General features: G+C 69.0%; 19 protein-coding genes. 14 read left to right on the top strand and 5 right to left on the bottom strand.

The annotated features are described in order from the left end of the window. The first annotated feature begins 81 nt into the window (after positions 1–81). From ACIHAO_RS21715 to ACIHAO_RS21690, 6 genes are all read left to right on the top strand, one after another. Positions 82–1395, top strand: coding sequence for a tetratricopeptide repeat protein (locus tag ACIHAO_RS21715; RefSeq protein WP_396560438.1), 1314 nt, complete (start codon positions 82–84; stop codon positions 1393–1395). Between the two features lie 277 nt (positions 1396–1672). After that, positions 1673–3940: a M4 family metallopeptidase gene (locus tag ACIHAO_RS21710; protein ID WP_396560436.1), complete on the top strand. Its 2268-nt coding sequence runs from the start codon at positions 1673–1675 to the stop codon at positions 3938–3940. Positions 3941–4030: 90 nt separating this feature from the next. Next, on the top strand, positions 4031–5620 hold the full coding sequence (locus ACIHAO_RS21705; protein WP_396560434.1) for a M28 family peptidase: 1590 nt from the start codon (positions 4031–4033) through the stop codon (positions 5618–5620). Positions 5621–5823: 203 nt separating this feature from the next. Then, positions 5824–6879 (top strand): chitinase, encoded by a 1056-nt coding sequence (locus tag ACIHAO_RS21700; protein ID WP_396560432.1) that lies wholly within the window; start codon positions 5824–5826, stop codon positions 6877–6879. Positions 6880–7137: 258 nt separating this feature from the next. Beyond that, the gene (locus ACIHAO_RS21695) at positions 7138–8391 is read left to right on the top strand and encodes a helix-turn-helix domain-containing protein (RefSeq protein ID WP_396560430.1); all 1254 of its coding nucleotides are present in this window, start codon (positions 7138–7140) and stop codon (positions 8389–8391) included. Beyond that, a complete protein-coding gene (locus ACIHAO_RS21690; protein WP_396560428.1) occupies positions 8388–9275 on the top strand; it encodes an aminoglycoside phosphotransferase family protein in 888 nt (295 codons plus the stop codon). The genes ACIHAO_RS21695 and ACIHAO_RS21690 overlap by 4 nt, the downstream gene beginning before the upstream one ends. On the opposite strand, the gene dapE is transcribed toward ACIHAO_RS21690, so the two are convergent. Then, positions 9268–10341, bottom strand: a complete 1074-nt coding sequence (dapE, locus tag ACIHAO_RS21685; RefSeq protein ID WP_396560426.1) for a succinyl-diaminopimelate desuccinylase — start codon at positions 10339–10341, stop codon at positions 9268–9270. The genes ACIHAO_RS21690 and dapE overlap by 8 nt on opposite strands. A 48-nt stretch (positions 10342–10389) precedes the next feature. Here dapE and ACIHAO_RS21680 point away from each other — a divergent pair, with 48 nt between their 5' ends. The 3 genes from ACIHAO_RS21680 to ACIHAO_RS21670 all read left to right on the top strand — a co-directional run bounded on the left by ACIHAO_RS21680 (position 10390) and on the right by ACIHAO_RS21670 (position 13114). Further along, complete coding sequence (locus tag ACIHAO_RS21680; RefSeq protein ID WP_233611809.1) at positions 10390–10779, top strand: hypothetical protein; 390 nt, start codon at positions 10390–10392, stop codon at positions 10777–10779. A gap of 28 nt (positions 10780–10807) precedes the next feature. Continuing rightward, the gene (gene dapD, locus ACIHAO_RS21675; RefSeq protein WP_396560423.1) at positions 10808–11794 is read left to right on the top strand and encodes a 2,3,4,5-tetrahydropyridine-2,6-dicarboxylate N-succinyltransferase; all 987 of its coding nucleotides are present in this window, start codon (positions 10808–10810) and stop codon (positions 11792–11794) included. 348 nt (positions 11795–12142) lie between these two features. Beyond that, positions 12143–13114: a CHAD domain-containing protein gene (locus ACIHAO_RS21670; RefSeq protein WP_396560421.1), complete on the top strand. Its 972-nt coding sequence runs from the start codon at positions 12143–12145 to the stop codon at positions 13112–13114. Here the strand turns inward: ACIHAO_RS21670 and ACIHAO_RS21665 are convergent. Next, the gene (locus ACIHAO_RS21665; RefSeq protein ID WP_396560419.1) at positions 13090–14493 is read right to left on the bottom strand and encodes an FAD-dependent monooxygenase; all 1404 of its coding nucleotides are present in this window, start codon (positions 14491–14493) and stop codon (positions 13090–13092) included. The two genes, ACIHAO_RS21670 and ACIHAO_RS21665, sit on opposite strands and share 25 nt — an antisense overlap. An 80-nt stretch (positions 14494–14573) precedes the next feature. On the opposite strand from ACIHAO_RS21665, the gene ACIHAO_RS21660 reads away from it, so the two are divergent. Then, positions 14574–15182 (top strand): TetR/AcrR family transcriptional regulator, encoded by a 609-nt coding sequence (locus tag ACIHAO_RS21660; protein ID WP_125780831.1) that lies wholly within the window; start codon positions 14574–14576, stop codon positions 15180–15182. A gap of 12 nt (positions 15183–15194) precedes the next feature. Here the strand turns inward: ACIHAO_RS21660 and dapC are convergent, their stop codons facing one another. The 3 genes from dapC to ACIHAO_RS21645 form a co-directional block, all read right to left on the bottom strand. Next, positions 15195–16286 (bottom strand): succinyldiaminopimelate transaminase, encoded by a 1092-nt coding sequence (dapC, locus tag ACIHAO_RS21655; protein WP_396560416.1) that lies wholly within the window; start codon positions 16284–16286, stop codon positions 15195–15197. Continuing rightward, complete coding sequence (gene fdxA, locus ACIHAO_RS21650) at positions 16283–16603, bottom strand: ferredoxin (protein ID WP_125780827.1); 321 nt, start codon at positions 16601–16603, stop codon at positions 16283–16285. Before fdxA ends, dapC begins: the two co-directional genes overlap by 4 nt. Before the next feature lie 111 nt (positions 16604–16714). After that, positions 16715–16915, bottom strand: coding sequence for a hypothetical protein (locus tag ACIHAO_RS21645; RefSeq protein ID WP_396560414.1), 201 nt, complete (start codon positions 16913–16915; stop codon positions 16715–16717). 53 nt (positions 16916–16968) lie between these two features. On the opposite strand from ACIHAO_RS21645, the gene ACIHAO_RS21640 reads away from it, so the two are divergent. From ACIHAO_RS21640 to ACIHAO_RS21625, 4 genes are read left to right on the top strand one after another with little or no spacing between them, the layout of a single operon-like run. Then, entirely contained in the window at positions 16969–17703 is a 735-nt protein-coding gene (locus ACIHAO_RS21640; protein ID WP_396560558.1) for a GNAT family N-acetyltransferase, read from the top strand. Then, positions 17700–18698, top strand: coding sequence for a 2-phospho-L-lactate transferase (gene cofD / locus ACIHAO_RS21635; RefSeq protein WP_396560412.1), 999 nt, complete (start codon positions 17700–17702; stop codon positions 18696–18698). Before ACIHAO_RS21640 ends, cofD begins: the two co-directional genes overlap by 4 nt. Further along, positions 18691–20028 (top strand): coenzyme F420-0:L-glutamate ligase, encoded by a 1338-nt coding sequence (locus ACIHAO_RS21630; RefSeq protein ID WP_396560410.1) that lies wholly within the window; start codon positions 18691–18693, stop codon positions 20026–20028. The genes cofD and ACIHAO_RS21630 overlap by 8 nt, the downstream gene beginning before the upstream one ends. After that, complete coding sequence (locus ACIHAO_RS21625) at positions 20025–20570, top strand: NUDIX hydrolase (RefSeq protein ID WP_396560408.1); 546 nt, start codon at positions 20025–20027, stop codon at positions 20568–20570. The genes ACIHAO_RS21630 and ACIHAO_RS21625 overlap by 4 nt, the downstream gene beginning before the upstream one ends. The last annotated feature ends 28 nt before the right edge of the window (positions 20571–20598 follow it).

Genomic DNA, 20598 nt, shown 5'->3' with positions numbered 1-20598 from the left:
ACTCACCGGCTTCGGACGCAGTTGGCGGGTATCCGTCCAGCTCAGCCGGATCGCGGCCGGGAAATCGTCTACCGTGGATCGATGCCGTCCAGGGCAGAACCACTCGGCGCGCGGATCCGGCGGTTGCGCCGGGCACGCGGGCTTACTCAGCGTGAGCTCGCCGAACCTCGCTACGACCGCGGCTTCCTCGCCAAGGTCGAGTCGGGCAGGCGCCTGCCTTCGGACGACGTACTGACCCATCTCGCGCGACGGCTCGGCCTCACCGCGGACGAACTCCGCTTCGGCAGGCCGCCGGGCGCCGCCGAGGAACTCACCGACGCGCTCGAAACCGCGTATCGCGAGTTGCAGAAAGGCGGACTCGAAGCCGCCGAACGCGAATTCACCCGCGTGGAACGGCTAGCGGCGGAGTACCGGCTGCCGGACGTCCAGTGTCACGCGCGGTTCTATCTCGGCGAAGTGCAGTGGCAGCGCTATGACATTCCGTTGGCGGACAAGGGCTTCGCCCACGCCATGGAACTCGCCGGCACCGCGTCGCCCCGGCTGCGCGCGATGATCGTCAACCGGGTCGCCGCCTGCCGCGCACTGTCGGGGGACCTCGGCGCGTCGGTCGCGCTCGTCGAGACCGCGCTCGCCGCACTCCGCGCCGAGGAACCCGTCGATCCCGACGCCGAACTGGCGCTGGTGACCGCACTGATCCACCCGCTCATCGAAATGGGCGCGCTCCGCCGCGCCCGCCGGGCCGCCGAAGAAGGGCATCGCGCGCTCGCTTCCGCCCGGCGCAAGGACATCTCCGCGCGGTACCACCGGCAGGCGGCGCAACTGTGGCAGGAGATCGGCCTGGTCGACCGCGCGGAAAAGGATCTTTCGCGGGCACTGCGGCTGTTCACCTCCCTCGGCTACGACCGTGACGCCGCCCGGAGCCGCTGGGCACGCGGCTTCCTGTGGCGACGGCTGGGCAAACTCGACGAGGCACATGCCGAATTGCAACTTGCACGCGATCTCTTGGCCAAGGCCGGTTCACGGGAAGGCGTACTCGGCGCCACCATCGAACTCGCCGACGTCCGCCGCCGCCAAGGGGAACTCGACGAGGCCACCGAACTCGCCGAGGGAATCCGGCCGCTTCTGGATCGATCCCCCGACATCGAAGCCAGGGCGGAGGTTCTCCGGCTACTGGGACTCATCGCCCGTGCCCGCGGCGATCTGCCGGAGGCGACCGCGTTGCTCGAAGAAGCAGCCACCGCACAGGAAAAGTCGGAACTGCGTGGCGCGCTCGTCGCCACCTCACTGCATTTGGGCGACACATTGCGCGCTCGCGGATTAATCGAAGAAGCGGCGGAGGCCTATCGGCGTGGCGTGCGCGCGGCCGCTATGTCCGATTCCGGGCCCACCGGCTGAAAACCATACGAAAGTCGCCATATATCGCATATGGCGGGAAAACTCTTACTACACAGGCATTTCATTCCCTGCATGTCGATCTTCACCCGCTCCGCTAGGCCATCCGGCCCATTGACGCCCTTGCGACCGGCCTCCTTTACTCGGACGTGTCCATCGGGATAACTCCAGTTATCCGAATGGGCACGCTCCCCGTCCCCCGCCGTGTACCGCTCCGGTCCCATTCCCCGCCGCGCCAAGGGCCTGACGGGTACGCGGTCCTGCCCATGGAAGGTTTCCCATGACCGTTCAGCGAGGGCTCAGAACAGGGTTGGCGGCCATCGCCGGCCTTGCCCTGAGCATGACGTTCCCGGTGACCCCGGCGAACGCGACCACCGCCACCATCCAACCCGCGAGCCCCGACGCCGTGGCCGCGAGCGCTGCCGACCAGGCCGCCGCGGCCGGTGTGGACCAGTTGCGGAAGGGGGCACAGGAAGGCTTCCGTCGCGTCGGGCTGACCCCGGGTGGCGGAGGACTCTTCTACGCCGCCTACGAACGGACCTACCGTGGCCTGCCGGTGGTCGGCGGGGACGCGGTGGTGGTCGCCGACGGCGCCGGACGCGTCCGCGGCACCAGCGCCGCCGAGACGGCGGCGATCTCGGTCGACACCAAGGCCAGGATCACCGCGGCGAAGGCGACCGAGGTCGCCCGCGGCCAGCTGTCCAAAGTAGACAGTGTCGTCGCGCCGAAGCTCGTCGTGCTGGCGGGGAACTCGCCCAAGCTCGCCTACGAGGTCGTCGTGGCCGGGACCAGGGCGGCGAACCCGAGCAACCTGCACGTGTTCGTGGACGGCGCCACCGGCGCGGTGCTCGAAACCCGTGACGACGTCAAGATGTCCAACTTCCCGGCCGCCGCACCGAAGGCCGCCTCGAACGAGGTCGGCACGCTCGGCGCCGGGAACAGCTACTACGTCGGCAACGTCTCCATCGACACGACGAACTCCGGCGGCACCTACACGATGCGCGACCCGCAGCGCACCAACATCAGCTGCGCCCGCCAGAACGGCTCGCCCTTCAGCGGACCGGACGACAACTGGGGCAACGGCTCCGGCACCGACCTGGAAACCGCCTGTGTCGACGCGCTCTTCGGCGTCCAGACCGAGTGGAAGATGCTGGGCGAATGGCTCGGCCGCAACGGCATCAACGGCAACGGCGGCGGCTTCCCCGCCTACGTCGGCCTCAACCAGGCCAACGCCTTCTGGAACGGTTCCTCGACGACCTACGGCCGCTCCTCGGACAGCCAGCGCCAGGCCACCCCGATGGACGTCGTCGCGCACGAGTACGGCCACGCCATCTTCCAGACCACGCCGGGCGGCGCGGGCAGCGGCAACGAGAACGGCGGCCTCAACGAGTCCACCGGTGACATCTTCGGCGCCATCACCGAGCACTACGCCAACAACGCCAAGGACGTCCCGGACTACGACGTCGGCGAGGGCGTGAACCTGGTCGGCCGCGGGCCGATCCGCTACATGAACCAGCCGAGCAGGGTCTCCGGCAACCCCGACTGCTACTCGTCGTCCATCCCGAACACCGAGGTGCACGCCGCCGCCGGCCCGCAGAACCACTGGTTCTACCTGCTCGCCGAGGGCACCGCGCCGGTGGGCAAGCCCGCCAGCCCGACCTGCAACAGCACCTCGATCACCGGGATCGGCATCCAGAAGGCCGGGAAGATCTTCTACAACGGCCTGCTGAAGAAGACCTCCAGCTGGAACCACAAGGCGGCCCGCAAGGCCACCCTGGAAGCGGCGCTCGCGCTGTACCCGGGTTCCTGCACCGAATTCAACACCACCAAGGCGGCGTGGAACGCGATCAGCGTCACCGCGGCGACCGGTGAGCCCGCCTCGTGCACCCCGCAGGGCGACGACTTCTCGGTCGGCGTCACCCCGGCGGCGGGTTCCGTCAAGCCGGGCGAGTCGGCCACGGTCACGGTGAACACCGCCACCACCAACGGTGCGGCGCAGTCGGTTTCGCTGAGCGCCGGCGGCCTTCCCACCGGGGCGACCGCGACGTTCAACCCGGCTTCGGTGCAGTCCGGCGCCTCCTCGACGCTCACCATCGCGACGTCGGCGAGCACCCCTGACGGCACCAGCACCATCACGGTGACCGGTACCGGGACCAGCGGCGCGCGCACCGCGCAGTACAAGCTGACCGTCGGCACCGGCGGTGACGTGCGGACCTACAGCAACGACACCGACTACGCGCTGAACGACTACGCCACGGTGAACAGCCCGATCACCTCGACCGCGACCGGCAACGCGGTGTCGCCGGTGAAGGTGACGGTCACCGGGACGCACACCTGCTCCGAGGACCTCCGGATCAGCCTGAAGGCCCCCGACGGCAGCACGTATTCGGTCAAGGCCACCGGTTCCCTGCCCTGCACCGATCTCGGCACCCGGAACTACTCGGTCAACGTGACCAACGAAGTCGCGGCAGGCACTTGGACCCTCGTGGTCTACGACGCCTACGCGCAGGACACCGGCACGCTCAGCAGCTGGTCGATCACTGTCTAGCTCCTCCCGCGCGTGAAGGACTCCTTCCCCTGGTTCAAACCGGGGGAAGGAGTCCTTCACGCAAACCCCTCCAGAAAGGATCACCCCGGCATGAAGTGGGGAAAGCGATTAGGAGCGGCCGTCGTCGGCATGGCCGCCGTACTGGGTGTCGTCACGGCGCCCGCGCAGGCGGTCACGGCCGCCGCGGCACCGGACATCTCGCTCGCCAACGTCAAGGCGCATCTGAGCGCGTTGCAGACGATCGCCAACCAGAACGGCGGCAACCGCGCCTCCGGGCGGCCGGGCTATCCGGCGTCGGTGTCCTATGTGGCGCAGAAGCTGCGCGACGCCGGTTACAACGTCACCTTGCAGTCCTGCACGAGCTGCGCGGGTTCGAACCAGAACATCATCGCGGAATGGCCGCAGGGTGACGCCAATCAGGTCATCATGCTCGGCGCGCACCTCGACAGCGTCAGCGCCGGCCCCGGCATCAACGACAACGGCTCGGGTTCGGCTTCGATCCTCGAAGTCGCGCTGACCCTGGCCCGCGAGAACCCCACCATGGCCAAGCGGGTCCGTTTCGGCTGGTGGGCCGACGAGGAGTCCGGCCTGCGCGGCTCGAAGTTCTACGTCAACAGCCTGCCGCAGACCGAGCGCACGAAGATCAAGACCTACCTGAACTTCGACATGATCGGCTCCGACAACTGGGGCTACTTCGTCTATGACGACGTGGCTTCGGTCAAGGCGGTGTTCGACGAGTACTTCAGGACGATCGGCATCCAGACCGAGGGCGACACCGAGGGCGACGGCCGTTCGGACCACGCGTCGTTCAAGAGCGCGGGCATCCCGGTCGGCGGTCTCGCGACCGGTGCCGGATACACGAAGAGCGCCGCGCAGCAACAAAAATGGGGCGGCACCGCGGGAAGGGCGTTCGACAGCTGCTACCACCGCGCCTGCGACACGCTGTCCAACATCCCGGACACCCCGCTGGAGAAGAACGGCGACGCGATCGCCTACGCGGTCTGGAAGCTCGCCGTCGGCGCGTCGACGGGCCCCGACTTCTCGATCGGCCTTTCGCCGGCCTCCGGCACCGTCCAAGCAGGACAGTCGGCGACCGTCACGGTCAACACCACGACGACTTCCGGTGCGGCGCAAGCGGTTTCGCTGAGCGCCAGCGGCCTTCCCGCCGGGGCGACCGCGACGTTCAACCCCGCTTCGGTGCAGTCGGGCGGTTCCTCGACGCTGACCATCGCGACGTCGGCGAGCACTCCCAACGGCACCAGCACGATCACGGTGACCGGTGACGGGACCTCGGTGGACCGCACGGCGCAGTACACGCTCACCGTCGGCGACGTCAGCGTGCGCACGTTCACCAACGGCACCGACTACGCGCTGAACGACTACGCGACGGTCAACAGCCCGATCACGTCCAGCGCGACGGGTACGGCGACCTCACCGGTCAAGGTGTCGATCACCGGGACGCACACCTGCTCCGAGGACCTTCGCATCAGCCTGAAGGCCCCTGACGGCAGCACGTATTCGGTCAAGGCCACCGGTTCCCTGCCCTGCACCGATCTCGGCACCAAGACGTACTCGGTGCCGGTGACCAACGAAGCCGCTTCCGGCACTTGGACGCTCGTGCTTTACGACGCCTACGCGCAGGACACCGGCACGCTCGACAGCTGGACCATCACCGTCTGACCATCCGAATGGCGAAGGCCATCTCACGAGGACACCCGGCCTCGTGGGATGGCCTTCGTGCGTGAGAGGGATTCGCGGACAACTTTTCGATATCTGGTCTAGACCACCCGATCGTCGGTAGCGCCACTCATGCGCGGCGACCTATGTTGAGCCGAACGGCCGCTTCCTGTTCGTTCAAACCGCTTTCGAGATGGGAGCTGGGTATGTTCGGTCGCGTCTCACGGCTGCTCGCAATCACCGGCGCGGCGGTACTCGCCGTCACCACGCTCGTCGTCCTGTCCCCGGCACAGGCCTCGGTGGACGCCGAGGTCTGCGCGGTCAAATCGAAGCCTGCGGGCAAGGTCCTGCAAGGCTATTGGGAGAACTGGGACGGCGCTTCGAACGGCGTCCACCCGCCGCTCGGCTGGATCCCGATCACCGACGCCCGCATCAAGGCCAACGGATACAACGTGCTCAACGCCGCCTTTCCGGTCATCCTGTCCGACGGAACGGCCAAATGGGAGGACGGGATGGACGCGACTGTGAAGGTCGCGACCCCGGCCGAAATGTGCGCCGCGAAGGACGCGGGCGCGACGATCCTGATGTCGATCGGCGGCGCCACCGCGGGGATCGACCTCAATTCGGCCACCGTGGCGGACAAATTCATCGCGACCATCGTGCCGATCCTGAAGAAGTACAACTTCGACGGGATCGACATCGACATCGAAACCGGCCTCGTCGGCAGCGGGAACATCGCCACGCTTTCCGCGTCGCAGAAGAACCTCATCCGCATCATCGACGGCGTGCTCGCCGCGATGCCGCCGAACTTCGGGCTCACGATGGCACCCGAGACCGCGTACGTCACCGGCGGCAGCGTCGTCTACGGCTCGATCTGGGGCGCGTACCTGCCGATCATCAAGAAGTACGCGGACAACGGCAGGCTGTGGTGGCTGAACATGCAGTACTACAACGGAAGCATGTACGGCTGCTCCGGCGATTCGTACCAGGCCGGCACGGTTCAGGGCTTCGTCGCGCAGACCAACTGCCTCGACAAGGGCCTGGTGATCCAGGGCCAGACGATCCGTGTGCCCTACGACAAGCAGGCTCCGGGCCTGCCCGCGCAGGCGGGAGCCGGTGGCGGCTACATGTCGCCGAGCCTGGTCTCCCAGGCGTACCGCAGCATCCCGGGGCTCAAGGGGCTGATGACCTGGTCGCTCAACTGGGACGGTTCGCGGAACTGGACCTTCGGCCAGAACGTGAAGTCGTTGCAGGGCCGCTGACCCCGCGAGTTACGCCCCAAGCACGTGAGTTACGGCTCTGATCACGCGAGTTACGCCCCCAAGCACGCGAGTCCCGTGCCCGATCACGCGGGCTTGCTGTGCGGAACCGGCGAACTCGCGTGATCAGAGCCGTAACTCGCGTGATCAGGGGGCGAACTCGCGTGATCAGAGCCGTAACTCGCGTGATCAGGGGGCGAACTCGCGTGATTGAACGGCGAACTCGGCCGAGCGTGGCGTCCGCCCGTATCGTTCTCGGGCATGGACGACGAGGTCGGCGGACGGTTGCGGCGGCTGCGCGCCGAACGTGGCCTCACCCAGCGTGAACTCGCCGAGCCGCACTACACCGCCGCCTACGTTTCGTCCGTCGAGACGGGTGCGCGGACGCCGTCCGGTGACGCGTTGCGCCATTTCGCCGCGCGGCTCGGGGTGGACACCGGCGAACTGCTCGGCGTGACCTCGCCCCGTGACGACGTCCGGCTCGATCTGGACATCGCGTCGGCCGCGTCGGACTTCCTCGCGGGGAAGGGCTCGGCTCCGAAGATGCGGCGGCTGGCTCGGCGGGCCGAGAAGATCGGCCGTGCTCGTCAGGCCGGGCTCGCCTGGCTGTGGCTCGCGCGGTTCACCGAAGGCGACACCCGGCCGCGATTGGTCGCCGCCGCCGAAGCCGCTCTCGGCGACGACATCCCGCCGTATCGCGAACTGGCCGCCGCGCTGCGCGCGAACGTCCTGATCGGCCGGGGCGAGCCGCATCACGCGATGCACCTGCTCCGGACGGCGCTCGACGCGAGCCTCGCCGGCTATCCGCATCCGCTGCTCCTCCTGACCCTGCGCGCGTACCTCGCCGAAGGACACCTCCGCCTCGGCGAGACCGCTCAGGCCGCGCAGCACGCGAGCGAGGCGCTGCGGCTGGCTCGCGGCGGCGAGGAGATCCTGGCCGAACTCACCGACCATCAGCGCCGGCTGACCGAGGCCTACCTCGATGAAGGACGGGTCGCCGACGCCGTCGCCGCCGTGTCCGTGCTGCACGATCTGCTCCACGAGCGTGCCCTGCGGCCGGTGCTGGCCCGGTGTCTGTTCGCGCGCGCTCTGGTGCGTCGTGCCGACGACCTCGAAGGCGCGCTCGCGGACCTTCGCGCGTCAAGGGCGGCCGCGCCCGATCACGCCGTCACCCTGGAACTCGCCGACGTCTGCCGCGAACTCGGTCGTCTCGACGACGCCGCCGCGCTACTCTCCGAAGCGACCGAAGCCATCCCCGCGGACTCGCCGCTCTCCGCGTCACTCACGTTCCAGCAAGGCTCGCTGGCCCTGGCCCGCGGAGACCTCGAAGCAGCCGAAGCGGGCTTCGCGCACGCCATCGACGTGGCGGCGGTCCGCGACGCTCGCGGCGTCTTGGCCGCTTCGATCGACAAAGCGGGAGAGCTGCTTCTCGACCAAGGGCGCACGGAAGAGGCCGCAGACCTGCTGCGGCGTGGACTGCTACTACTAGGCGCCGAAGAGGACATCGCGAAGTGACCCAAGTGGACTTGGAAGATCTCAATACCCGCCTGGTAAGCCGATTCGGCGCTGGCGCCGAAGGATGGCTCGCCGGTGTCCCGGCCCTCGTCGAGCGGCTGGCGTCCCGATGGGGCTTCGTGCCCGGCGAGATTTTCGACAGCGGCGCCTCGTCCGTCGTACTGCGCTGCGGATGGACCGACGGGACACCGGCGGTGCTCAAGCTCAGCCCGGATGGCGCGCTGCTGACCAAACAGCTCGAAATGCTGCGGGTGTTCGCCCCGACGGGCCGGGTGCCCGCCGTGCTGGCCGCCGACGCGGACGCCGGCGCGACGGTGCTGGAGGAGATCCGCCCGGGCACCCCGGCCGACGACCTGCCGCTGCCGACCCTGCCGGGACTTTGGGGAGAGCTGCTGACCGCGCTGCATTCCGTCGCCCCGCCCGCGGACTGGCCGTGGAGCCTGCGCGGCCGGTTCGAGGAGTCCTTCGCCCGGATCGGCAAGCGGATCACCGAACCGGCCATCGCCGCCAGGATCGGCACGGACACCTGGCAGCGGGCGATCGAGCGCTGCGAGAAGTTGCTGGACACCCAGACCGGCGTCGTGTTGCTCCACGGCGATCTGCATCTCGGCAACGCCTTGGACGGCGGCTCGCGCGGCCTGATCGCCATCGATCCGAAGGCGTGCGTGGGTGATCCGTGCTTCGACGCCGTCGACTACGTGGTGAGCGGCGCCGGGCACGAAGGCGTCGAGGCCCGTTGCCATTCGGTGGCGAACGCCTGCGGGCTCGACGGGGACCGGTTGTACGCCTGGAGCCGGGTGGTCGCCCCGATGTTCGCCATCGCGCACCTGACCTATGGCGGCCCGGAGCAGGCACTCGACGAGCTGCTCGCCCTGATCAGCTGAGGAACGCGCGCAGCACCGCGGTCACCTGCCGGATCTCGCCCGCGCGGACGTTCTCCTGCCGGGTGTGCGCCAGCGTCGGGTCGCCGGGTCCGAAGTTCACCGCCGGAATCCCGAGAGCCGCGAAGCGCGCGACGTCGGTCCAGCCCAGCTTCGCGACCGCCTTGCCCCCGGCCGCGGCGACCAGTTCGGCCGCCGCCGGGGCACTCAGACCGGGCAACGCCCCTGGCGACAAGTCGACGACCTTGACGTCGTAGCCCTCGAAGACGTCGCGAAGGTGCGCCTCGGCCTCCTCGGACGAGCGGTCGGGAGCGAACCGGTGGTTGATCGTGAGGACGGCCTCGTCCGGCACGACGTTGCCCGCGACACCGCCGCCGATCTTCGTGGCCTGCAAGCCTTCGCGATAGGTCAAACCGTCGATGTCGACCACCCGCGGCGTGTACTCGGCCAGCCTGCGCAGCGGTTCGGCGAGGCCGTGGATCGCGTTGACGCCCATCCAGCCGCGGGCGGTGTGCGCCCGGACGCCCTCGACGCGGATCTCGATCCGCATCGTGCCCTGGCAACCACCCTCGATCCCGCCGTTCGACGGCTCGCCGAGGATCGCGAGGTCGGCCTGCAACCACTCGGGCAGCTCGCGCTCGATGCGGCCGAGGCCGTTCTTCGTCGCTTCGATCTCTTCGCAGTCGTAGAACACGAAGGTGACGTCGTGCCTCGGCTCGCGGAGGGCGGCGGCGAGGTGGAGGAAGACGGCGTCGCCGCTCTTCATGTCGACGGTGCCCAGCCCGTGCAGAATCTCGTCGTCACCGGCCCCCTCACGACGCACGGGCATGTTGCCGTTGACCGGAACGGTGTCGAGATGCCCGGCCAGCAACACCCGCGAGGGGCGGCCGAGGTTCGTGCGGGCGAGGACCGCGTCACCGTTGCGGATCACCTCGAGATGCGGCGCCTGCGCCTGGAGCGCGGCCTGCACGGTGTCCGCGATGACCTTCTCCTCTTCCGAGACACTGAAGATGTCCACCAGCGCGGCGGTGAGGTCGACGGGATCGGCGTGCAGATCGAGCGAAGGCATGCCCGCACCGTACCGCCGGGGACCCGGGGCTACCGTGAAGGAGTGCGTATGCGAACGATCTTGGTCGCCCTCCTCCTGGTACTCAGCGGCTGCGGATCGGGCGAAGTCCCGGTGAAGGTCCGGCCGACCCAGAGCACCGGGCCGGACGTGCTGCCGATCAAGCTCAAAGCGCTGACCACCGACCAGTGCTATCTGGCGCCGGGGACCGAGTCGCCCAAGGGCTGCCAGAAGTACGTCACCGAACTCTCCAGCGCCGCGGGCACCGTCCGCAAGCGCAGGCCGGACCTGTCGTCGCACGCCGACGTCCTCGATCGCCCGATCGCCGCCTTCCGCACCGCGAACTGCCAGGACCAGGCGGCTCCCGGCGGCCCGTGCGGCCAGGCACTCGCCGACATGGCGACGGCGCTGACCAGTGTGAAGAGCCTCGTCGGCGGCTGACGCGGGTCACTGGGTTACCGTTCAGGACGTGAGCGAGCAGACCCCTGATCCCGAAACGACCGGCGCCACCGGCGTCGGACTGGCCACCGTCACGACCGACGGCACGGTGCTGGACACCTGGTTCCCGCTGCCGAAGCTGATCGACGGCACCGACAGCAAGGCCGGCACGGTGCGGCTGACCGCCGAAGAGGCCACCGAGGCCCTCGGCGAGGCCGCCGCCGCCCAGCTCGGCCCGGACACCGACCGCGGTGTCGAGGTCGTCGCGGTCCGCACGACCATCGCCCGCCTCGTCGACGCCCCCGGCGACACGCACGACGTCTACCTGCGCCTTCACCTGCTGTCGCACCGCCTGATCCGGCCGCACGGCGCGAGCCTCGACGGCATGTTCGGACTGCTGGCGAACGTCGTGTGGACCAACTACGGGCCGTGCCCCGTCGAGGGCTTCGAGGCGACCCGGCTGCGGCTGCGGGCGCGCGGCCACGTCACCGTCTACAGCGTGGACAAGTTCCCGCGGATGGTGGACTACGTCATGCCGACCGGCGTCCGCCTCGCCGACGCCGACCGCGCCCGCCTCGGCGCGCACCTGGCCAACGGCACCACCGTCATGCACGAGGGCTTCATCAACTTCAACGCCGGCACACTCGGCGCCTCCATGGTCGAAGGCCGGATCTCGGCGGGCGTCGTGGTCGGCGACGGCTCCGACGTCGGCGGCGGCGCGTCGATCATGGGCACGCTGTCCGGCGGCGGCAAGGAGACCATCTCGATCGGCGAGCGCTGCCTGATCGGCGCGAACGGCGGCGTCGGCATCTCACTCGGCGACGACTCGGTCGTCGAAGCGGGCCTCTACGTCACTGCCGGCACGAAGGTCACCTTCGAGGGCAAGGTCGTGAAGGCGCTGGAGCTGTCCGGCATCTCGGGCGCGGTGTTCCGGCGGAACTCCGGGACCGGCGCCGTCGAGGTCGTCGCGCGCACCGGCGTCGGCATCGAGCTGAACGCGGCCCTGCACGCCAACTGACCTGCGGAAAGAGAGCAAGGGACCTTTGCTGTCGCCTGGGTCTCCCTGAGTTTCGCGGGGTGTCGCGAAAGCCACTTTCGCGACGCCTGCTGTCCCTAAAGTGGCTTTCGCGGCGCCAATGCCTCTGGGTGAGCAAGTCCGGGTCACGCGTGCAATGAAAGGCTCTTTCCTTGCAAATTTGGCAAGGAAAGAGCCTTTCATTGCATCGACCAGAGGCAGCGGCAGGGCGGCACACGCAAAAGAGAGCAAGGGACCTTTGCTATCACTCTCCCCCGGAGAGCGACAGCAAAGGTCCCTTGCTTCTCTCACGGCCTGGACCACCTTGCCGGTTCACTTAGAATTCATGTTGTGACAGCCGAGGCCCCGCCGCGCAAGAACGCCCCTTCGACCACTCCGGCCGCGCTCGGGCTCGGTGACCGCCCCGCGCAAGCCGGGCCGGACGATCCGGCGGCCACTCACGTCCGGGTCAAGCTCGACGTCGAGGTCCGCGCGCTCCTCGCGCACGAACCGGGCACCAAATCCGGCACCGACCCCGAAGACCTGCACCAGATGCGGGTCGCGCTGCGTCGCATGCGGAGTGTCCTCAAGCTCTCGGGCCGCCTCGTCGGCCCGGACGCCGAGCCCGTGCGCGCGGAACTCGGCTGGCTCGGCCAGTCCCTCGGTGACGTCCGCGACTACGACGTCCTGATCGGCCATCTCCGCGAGGTCGTCGCCGAATTCGAGGTGCGTGACCAGCCCGCCGCGCGCCGTCTGGTCTCGAAGTTCGTCACCGAACGCGGGGGCGCGAAGCGGCGGCTCACCCGCGCGCTCGCCAGCCCCCGGTATGCCTCGATGCTGCTGGACATCGGCCGTCTCGCCCGGCAGCCCGACGCCGAGGAATCCACTTCCGGCGCCGAGTCCACCTCCGCGGATCTCGTCGCCGGTCTCGCGAAGCCGCATCGAAAGCTCGCGAAAGCCGTGAAGGCGCTTCCCGCCGATCCCCCGGACGACGATCTTCACGCGCTTCGCATCTATGGCAAGAAACTCCGCTACGCCGCCGAGATGGCCAAGCCCGCCGCGAAGAAGAAGCAAGCGGAGCGGATCCAGCGGCTGATCAAGGCCACGAAGAACTTCCAGACCGTCCTCGGGGACCATCAAGACGCCTGCGTCGCCGCCGATCGCATGCGAAGTGTCGTCGCCTCTGTCGACGCCGAGGTCGCCTTCATCGCGGGCCGGGTCGCGGAGAAGGAGCTGCTGCGCCGCGCCGAGGTCCGTGCCGTGTGGCGCGACGTCTGGGCGGAGGTCGACGAGGCCGCTCAGGCGGTGATTTCGCGGACGTAGCCGTCCGGGCGGATCAGCACCTGCCGCCCGTTTTCGGCTTCATACGCCGCGAAAGCATGTCCGCCGACGTCCTCGAAGTCCACATCGGACACTGCGCTGCCCGCGGGCAGGATCCGCCGCGCGCCTTCGGGAGCCGGGCCGTCCCCGAACACCAGCAAGGTCGCCTGCGGTCCGCGCAGCAGCTCGAACAGCCGGACGGACTTGCCGTTCGCGTCCTTCAGCGGCGCGTCCGGCGCGCGGTCGCCGGGCCGGATCCGGCCGGTCGCCGCGGGTGCGAGCGGGCCGCCGCGATACCCGATGTCGAGCTGACGCGTGTTCTCGCCGCGCTCGTGCGCGTCTTCCGAGCCTTTCTTGTACTTCTCGAGGATTTCGGTGCTGATCTTCAGCACCCTCGCGGCGACCCCGCGCCGCTCGGGCTCGTAGCTGTCGAGCAGTTCCGGCGCACCGTCGGCGAGCTTCCAGCCGAGGTTGTACGCGTCCTGTACGCCGGTGTTGAGGCCCTGGCCGCCGGTCGGCGGATGGACGTGCGCCGCGTCGCCGGCGAGGAACACGCGGCCGTCCCGGAACCGCGCGGCGAGCCGGATGTTGGGCCGCCATACCGTCGACCAGGCGAGATCGTGCAATCGGACGCCGCCGCCGGACAGCTCGTCGAGCAGGGACTGCAACGTCTCCAGTGACGCTTCGACCTTCTCCTCGCCCAGCGGCGCACCGAACTGGAAGTGCGGCACCCCGGGCAGCGGCGTGAGCACGATCCCCGACATCGGATCCTCGGGCTTCGCGAACCAATGCCCGTACGCGCGATCGAGACCCTCGGCCTGGACATCACCCAGCAGCATGCGGATCGATTCGTCGGTGGCGCCCTCGAACGCGATCCCGAGCGCCTTGCGCACGAAGCTCTTCCCGCCGTCCGCACCGACGAGGTAGCCGACCCGCACCCGCTCGCCGGGCAGCTCGGCCGTCACACCGTCGGCGTCCTGCTCGAAACCGAGCAGGGGCGTGCCGAGCTCGACCTGGACGCCGAACTCGGCGAGCCGGTCCCGCAGGATCCCTTCGGTCCGCGACTGGCCGAGGAAGTGCCCGTTCGGGTACGGCACGTCCGGGGTCGGGTCGCCCAGTTCGGCCATCATCCGCTCGCCGACGACCTCACCGCCAAGGTGGATCCGCATCGGCACCGGCGGCTGCCCGGCGGCCAGCACCGCGTCCAGTACGCCGAGGTCCTCGAAGACCTCCAGCGTGCGCGGTTGCAGGCCATCTCCGCGCGAGCCCTCGAAGAACGTCTCGGCCTTCTCCACGATCCGCACGCCGACGCCGCGGCGCGCGAGGTCGATGGCCAGCGTGAGCCCGGTCGGCCCGGCTCCCGCGATCAGTACCTCGGTCATCTTCGCCTCCAGTGAATTGAGATTCAGTGAATCTTGATTCAGTGTGAGCGTTGCTAGCCTTCCCTGTCAAGGAGGTGCCGATGACGGCGACGAGCCGCAAAGAGAAGGCGGCGGAGACCGAGGCCGCGCTCAAGGACGCGGCGAAGCGCGTCTTCGCGGCGAAGGGGTACCTGAACACCAAGATCACCGACATCACGGCGGAAGCCGGACGCGCGGCGGGCTCGTTCTACAACCACTTCGCGAGCAAGGAGGAGCTGCTCGAAGCGCTCCTCGCGGACCTCGCGGCGGCGAGCGACGTCAACGCGTCCTCGCCGGAGCACAAAGCCGACTTCACCGACCCGGACGCCGTGCGCTGGCACGTCCGCGAATACTGGAACTTCCATCGCGACAACGCCGCGACGATGCTCGCGCTGCGCCAGGCGGCGATGGTCAGCGACGACTTCGCCCGCACCTTCGCGCGCTTCGGCGCCGATCAGGCGGAGGACATCCTCGGCCACCTCGGGTACATCACCGCGGCGGGCATGGAACTACCGGCGTCGGAACGGCTCTCGCTCGCGATGATGGGCGAACTCGTCAACGGGTTCGCGCATACGTGGCTGCTGGACCCGTCGTCGGTCTCCGAGGAGGAAGCCGTCGAGGCGCTGACGCGGTTCATCTACCGGGGTTTCACCGGTCGCGACGTGCTATGAACCGCGCCGAAGTCAGGAAGTGAGCCGCTCCACGGCCGCGTCGATCCGCTCGTCCGTCGCCGTCAGAGCGATCCGGACGTGCCGCCCGCCGGTCGGCCCGTAGAACGTGCCCGGCGCGGCGAGGATGCCGCGATCGGCGAGCCAGTCGACCGTGTCGAGCGCGGATTCCCCGCGCGTGGACCAGAGATACAGTCCCGCCTCGGAGTGCGAGATCTCGAAACCGCTGTCCAGCAGCGCCTTCCGCAGCACCAGTCGGCGGCGTGCGTAGCGTTCCCGTTGCACGGCAAGCGCTTCGTCGTCCTTCAGCGCGGCGACCATGGCCTCCTGCACCGGCCGCGGCATGATCAGCCCGGAGTGCTTGCGGATCTCCAGCAGCCCGGCGACGAGCTTCGGGTCACCGGTGACGAATCCGGCCCGGTAGCTGGCGAGGTTCGCGGACTTCGACAGCGAGTGGACGGCCAGCAGGCCGTCCAGGGAGCCGCCGTGCACGGACGGGTGCAGGATCGACACGGGCTCGCTTTCCCAGCCCAGCGCCAGATAGCACTCGTCGGAGACCACGACGACATCGCGTTCCCGCGCCCATTCGACGACCTTGCGCAGGTGATCGACACCGAGCACGCGTCCTGTCGGATTGGACGGCGAGTTGATCCACAGCATCGAAGGCCGCTGCGGGCCGACCGCGAAAGTGCTGTCCGCGCGCAGGAGCGAAGCACCCGCCAGCAGCACGCCGACCTCATAGGTCGGGTACGCCACCTCGGGGATGACGACGAGGTCACCGGGGCCGAAGCCCAGTTGCCGCGGCAGCGACGCGACCAGTTCCTTCGAACCGATCGTCGGCAGCACGGCCGCCTCGGGCACACCTTCGATGCCGTGCCGCCGCGAAAGCGCCTCGATCGCTGCGGCTCTGAGCTCGGGAATCCCGTGCGTGGTCGGGTACCCCGGGATTTCCGACACGGACGCGAGCGCCGCGCGGATGCTCTCGGGGACCGGGTCCACCGGCGTGCCGATCGACAGGTCGACGATGCCACCGGGATGCGCCTGGGCCTTCGCCTTGGCGTCGGCGAGGGAGTCCCAGGGGAAATCAGGAAGAGCGACCCGGCTCATTCGCCCTGCGGGGGAAGAGCCTTGATGAAGGCGGGGTCGTGGCTGGTCTTGCCGACCTTGGAGGCGCCACCGGGCGAGCCGAGTTCGTTGAAGAAGTCGACGTTGGCCTTGGTGTAGTCGTTCCACTCGTCGGGGACGTCGTCCTCGTAGTAGATCGCCTCGACGGGGCAGACCGGCTCGCAGGCACCGCAGTCGACGCATTCGTCCGGGTGGATGTACAGCATGCGGTCACCCTCGTAGATGCAATCCACGGGGCACTCGTCGATACACGCCTTGTCGAGCACGTCGACGCAGGGCTCGGCGATCACGTAGGTCACTGCGCACTCCTGCTTTATCTCTGCTTCACCAGTCTGCAACGGACATTACGCGCCCACGGGCGCGACCGGCCCGCTTAGGCCACCCTTATTCCGTACCCCGGGTATGGGCTTTCAGCGGTCTTTCCGGCGCGGCGGCGGAGTGGCCCTGCTGTCCCCGGTGATGACGAACTTCGGCGCGGCGGGCTTCGCCGCTTCCGTGTCCCTCTCGTCCTTCTCGACGGCCTTTTCCGCGCCCAACGCCCGGTTGAAGCCGTCGGAGATCTCGCGGACCAGGTCTTCGTTGTGCCTGTCGTCCTTGCGCGCGATGCTCATCGGGGTCCCTCCACTGCCTTCCTTGGCACAATCTAACCGTGAACAGTGCGGAAATGCTCGAGCTCACCTGTAGCCGGGCTTGGACTCCCCTGCTGGAGAGCCGGATCGGGGACTGGAGGCTGCGCTGGGCGGACGGGTTCACCGCCAGGGCCAACAGCGCCCTGGCCATCGGCGACCCGGGAAAACCGCTGCCAGACGCCCTGCGGACGGTCTGTGACTTCGCCCACGATCATGCCATTCCGCCGGTCGTTCAGGTGATCCAGGACACGTCGCTCGAAGACGCCATCGCCGCCCGCGGTTGGGTCCACTATGTGGAACACCGGCCCGCGCACGAGGTTCGCGTGCTGACCGGGCCGCTCTCGCGCGGGACCTCGGCGGGAGCGGTGATTCTCGACGAACCGACGTCCGGATGGTGGGAGCTGACGGCGGGCGGCCCGGATCCGGCGGAGGCGCCACGGCATGTCCTCGGCACCGGCAAGGTCGGCTTCGGGGTAGTGGAAGCCGACGGCGTCACGGCCGGGGCGGTGCGCGGCGCCGTCGTCGGCGAGTGGCTGCACATCGCCCGTTTGGAGGTACGGCCCGAGTTCCGGCGACGGGGGCTGGCCCGCGGGCTGATGAACGCGGCGGGCGACTGGGCGGCCGCTCAGGGCGCCACCGGCGTCGTGCTGCAGGTCGCGGTGGCGAATTCCGGCGCGCTGAAACTGTACGAAAGCCTGGGCTGTACGGAGCACCACAGGTACCGCTACTGGGCCCCGGCTCCGGGGGCGTGCGAGGATCGCCCGTCGTGAAGGTCGTCATTTTGGTCGGCGGAGTGGGCGGGGCCCGCTTCCTGCTGGGGGTCAAACAAGCACTCGGTCTGCCCGCGATCGGTTCCGCGCCGGAATCGCCGCATGAGGTGACCGCGCTGGTGAACACCGGGGACGACGTGTGGATGCACGGTCTGCGCATCTGCCCGGACCTGGACACCTGCATGTACACCCTCGGCGGGGGGATCGACGAAGAGCGCGGCTGGGGCCATTCCGGGGAGACCTGGACGGTCAAGGAGGAGCTCGCCGCGTACGGCGCCGAGCCGACCTGGTTCGGCCTGGGCGACAAGGACATCGCGACGCATCTGATCCGTTCGCGGATGCTGCGCGCGGGCTATCCGCTGTCGCAGGTCACCGAGGCGCTGTGCGACCGCTGGCAGCCGGGCGTGCGCCTGCTGCCGATGTCGGACGACCGGGTCGAAACGCATGTCGTGATCGACGATCCTGAAGATGCGGACCAGCGCAAGGCGATCCACTTCCAGGAGTGGTGGGTGCGCTACCGCGCCGAGCCGAAGGCACATTCGATCGTCGCCGTCGGCGCCGACGAGGCCAAGCCGGCGCCGGGCGTGCTCGACGCGATCGCGGGCGCCGACATCGTGCTGTTCGCACCGTCCAATCCGGTGGTGTCGGTGGGCACGACGCTCGGTGTGCCGGGCATCCGCGACGCGCTGCGGAAGACACGCGCCAAGGTCGTCGGTGTCTCGCCGATCATCGGCGGGAAGGCGTTGCGCGGTATGGCCGACGCGTGCCTGAGCGCGATCGGCGTGGAGACCTCGGCCGAGGCCGTGGGACGCCATTACGGTTCCCGCAAGGAATCCCCGGACGGCGTGCTCGACGGCTGGCTGGTCTCCGAGGGCGAGACCGTTGACGTACCTGGCGTCGCCGTCCGCGACGTACCCCTGCTGATGTCCGATGTGGACGCCACGGCGGCCATGGTGCGCGCCGCCTTCGATCTGGCAGGAGTTTCCGTTGACTGATCACGCTTCCGCGAAGATCGAGATCATGCCGGTCGAAGGGCTGCCGGAGTTCCGTCCCGGCGACGACCTGACCGGGGCGATCGTCGAGGCGGCTCCCTGGCTGCGGTCGGGCGACGTCCTGGTCGTGACGAGCAAGATCGTCTCCAAGGCCGAGGGCATGCTGATCCGCGTCCCCGCCGATCCGGAGGAGCGCGACGCCGCCCGGCGCAAGCTCGTCGAAGAGGAGTCCGTCCGGGTGATCGCGCGGATCAACCGCACGGTGATCACCGAGAACAAACTCGGCATCGTGCAGGCGGCCTCCGGGGTGGACGCGTCGAACGTGGCCTCCGGCGAGGTCGCGCTGCTGCCGTCCGATCCGGACGCTTCCGCGCTCGCGCTGCGGAACGGGCTGCGTGAACGGCTCGGCGTCGAGGTCGCCGTCGTGGTCACCGACACGATGGGCCGCGCGTGGCGGGTCGGGCAGATCGACGCCGCGATCGGCGCGTCCGGCCTGCGGGTACTGCACTCGTACGCGGGCGAAATCGACAGCCAGGGCAACGAACTCGCCGTCACGGAGGTGGCGATCGCCGACGAACTCGCCGCCGCTGCGGATCTGGTCAAGGGCAAGCTCGGCGGGACACCGGTCGCCGTCGTCCGCGGACTTCGGCTGACCGACGACGGTTCGACCGCTCGCAAACTGCTGCGGCCGGTCGAGGAGGACTTGTTCCGCCTCGGCACCAACGAGTCCATCGCGCAGGGCCGCCGGGAAGCCGTGCTCGCGCGGCGTTCGATCCGGTCGTTCACCGGCGAACCGGTCGATCCCGAGGTGCTGCGCCGCGCGGTCGGGACGGCTCTCACGGCGCCCGCCCCGCATCACACGAAACCGGTCCGGTTCGTGTGGCTGCGCGAGGAAGGCTTGCGCCGCAAGCTTCTCGACGCGATGAAGGCGTCGTGGCAGGCCGATCTCGAAGCCGACGACTTCACCGCCGAACAGGTCGCGAAGCGCCTCAGCCGCGGCGACATCCTCTACAACGCGCCCGAGGTCGTGATCCCGTTCCTCGTCGCCGAAGGCGCGCACACCTACCGCGACGACCGGCGGAACGCTTGTGAGCACACGATGTTCACCGTCGCCGGCGGCGCGGCCGTGCAGGGCCTGCTGGTCGCGCTCGCCGCCGAAGACCTCGGCTCGTGCTGGATCGGGTCGACCATCTTCGCCGCGGACATCGTGCGGGACGTCCTCGGCCTGGACGAGCGCTGGGAACCGCTCGGCGCGGTCGCGATCGGGCATCCCGCCGCCCTCCCGCCCGCACGCGGCCCCGTCGAACCCGGTGAAGGACTTCTCGAACTGTGACCCTGCACGACGACGCTGTGTCCACTTTGTCCGGTTGGCGACCGGCGGACGCCGCTCAGGAATCCTTGCGCCAGGCCTATCTCGGCTTCCTCGCCGCCCGCGAGGACGTCTGCCGCCGCGAATGCGCGGCCGGGCACATCACCGCGTCGGCCGTCCTTCTCGACGCCGACGCGGAAAACGTGCTGCTCACCCTGCATCCGCGAGTCGGACGCTGGTTGCAGCTCGGCGGGCATTGCGAACCCGGCGACGCGACGCTCGCCGACGCCGCTCTTCGTGAGGCACGCGAGGAATCCGGCATCGACGACCTGGTGATCGACCCGGCCCCGGTGCATCTCGACGTCCATCCGATCACCTGCTCGCTCGGTGTGCCGACGCGGCATTTCGACGTGCGTTTCGTGGTGCGCGCGCCCCGGGGAGCGCAACCGGTCCAAAGTGACGAATCGGACGATCTTCGTTGGTGGCCGGTGGATTCCCTGCCGAAAGGGTCGGAAGATCTCGCCGAACTGATGGAAGCCGCCGTGCCCGTGGCGTCCGGCCGTTAGGGTGTCGGCTGACGTCCTGAAGGGGGAA

The organism is Amycolatopsis sp. NPDC052450, assembly GCF_044547565.1.
Classification (GTDB): Bacteria; Actinomycetota; Actinomycetes; order Mycobacteriales; family Pseudonocardiaceae; genus Amycolatopsis.
The sequence above is the reverse complement of the archived record's forward strand: the minus strand, read 5'-3'. Positions and strand labels throughout refer to the sequence as shown.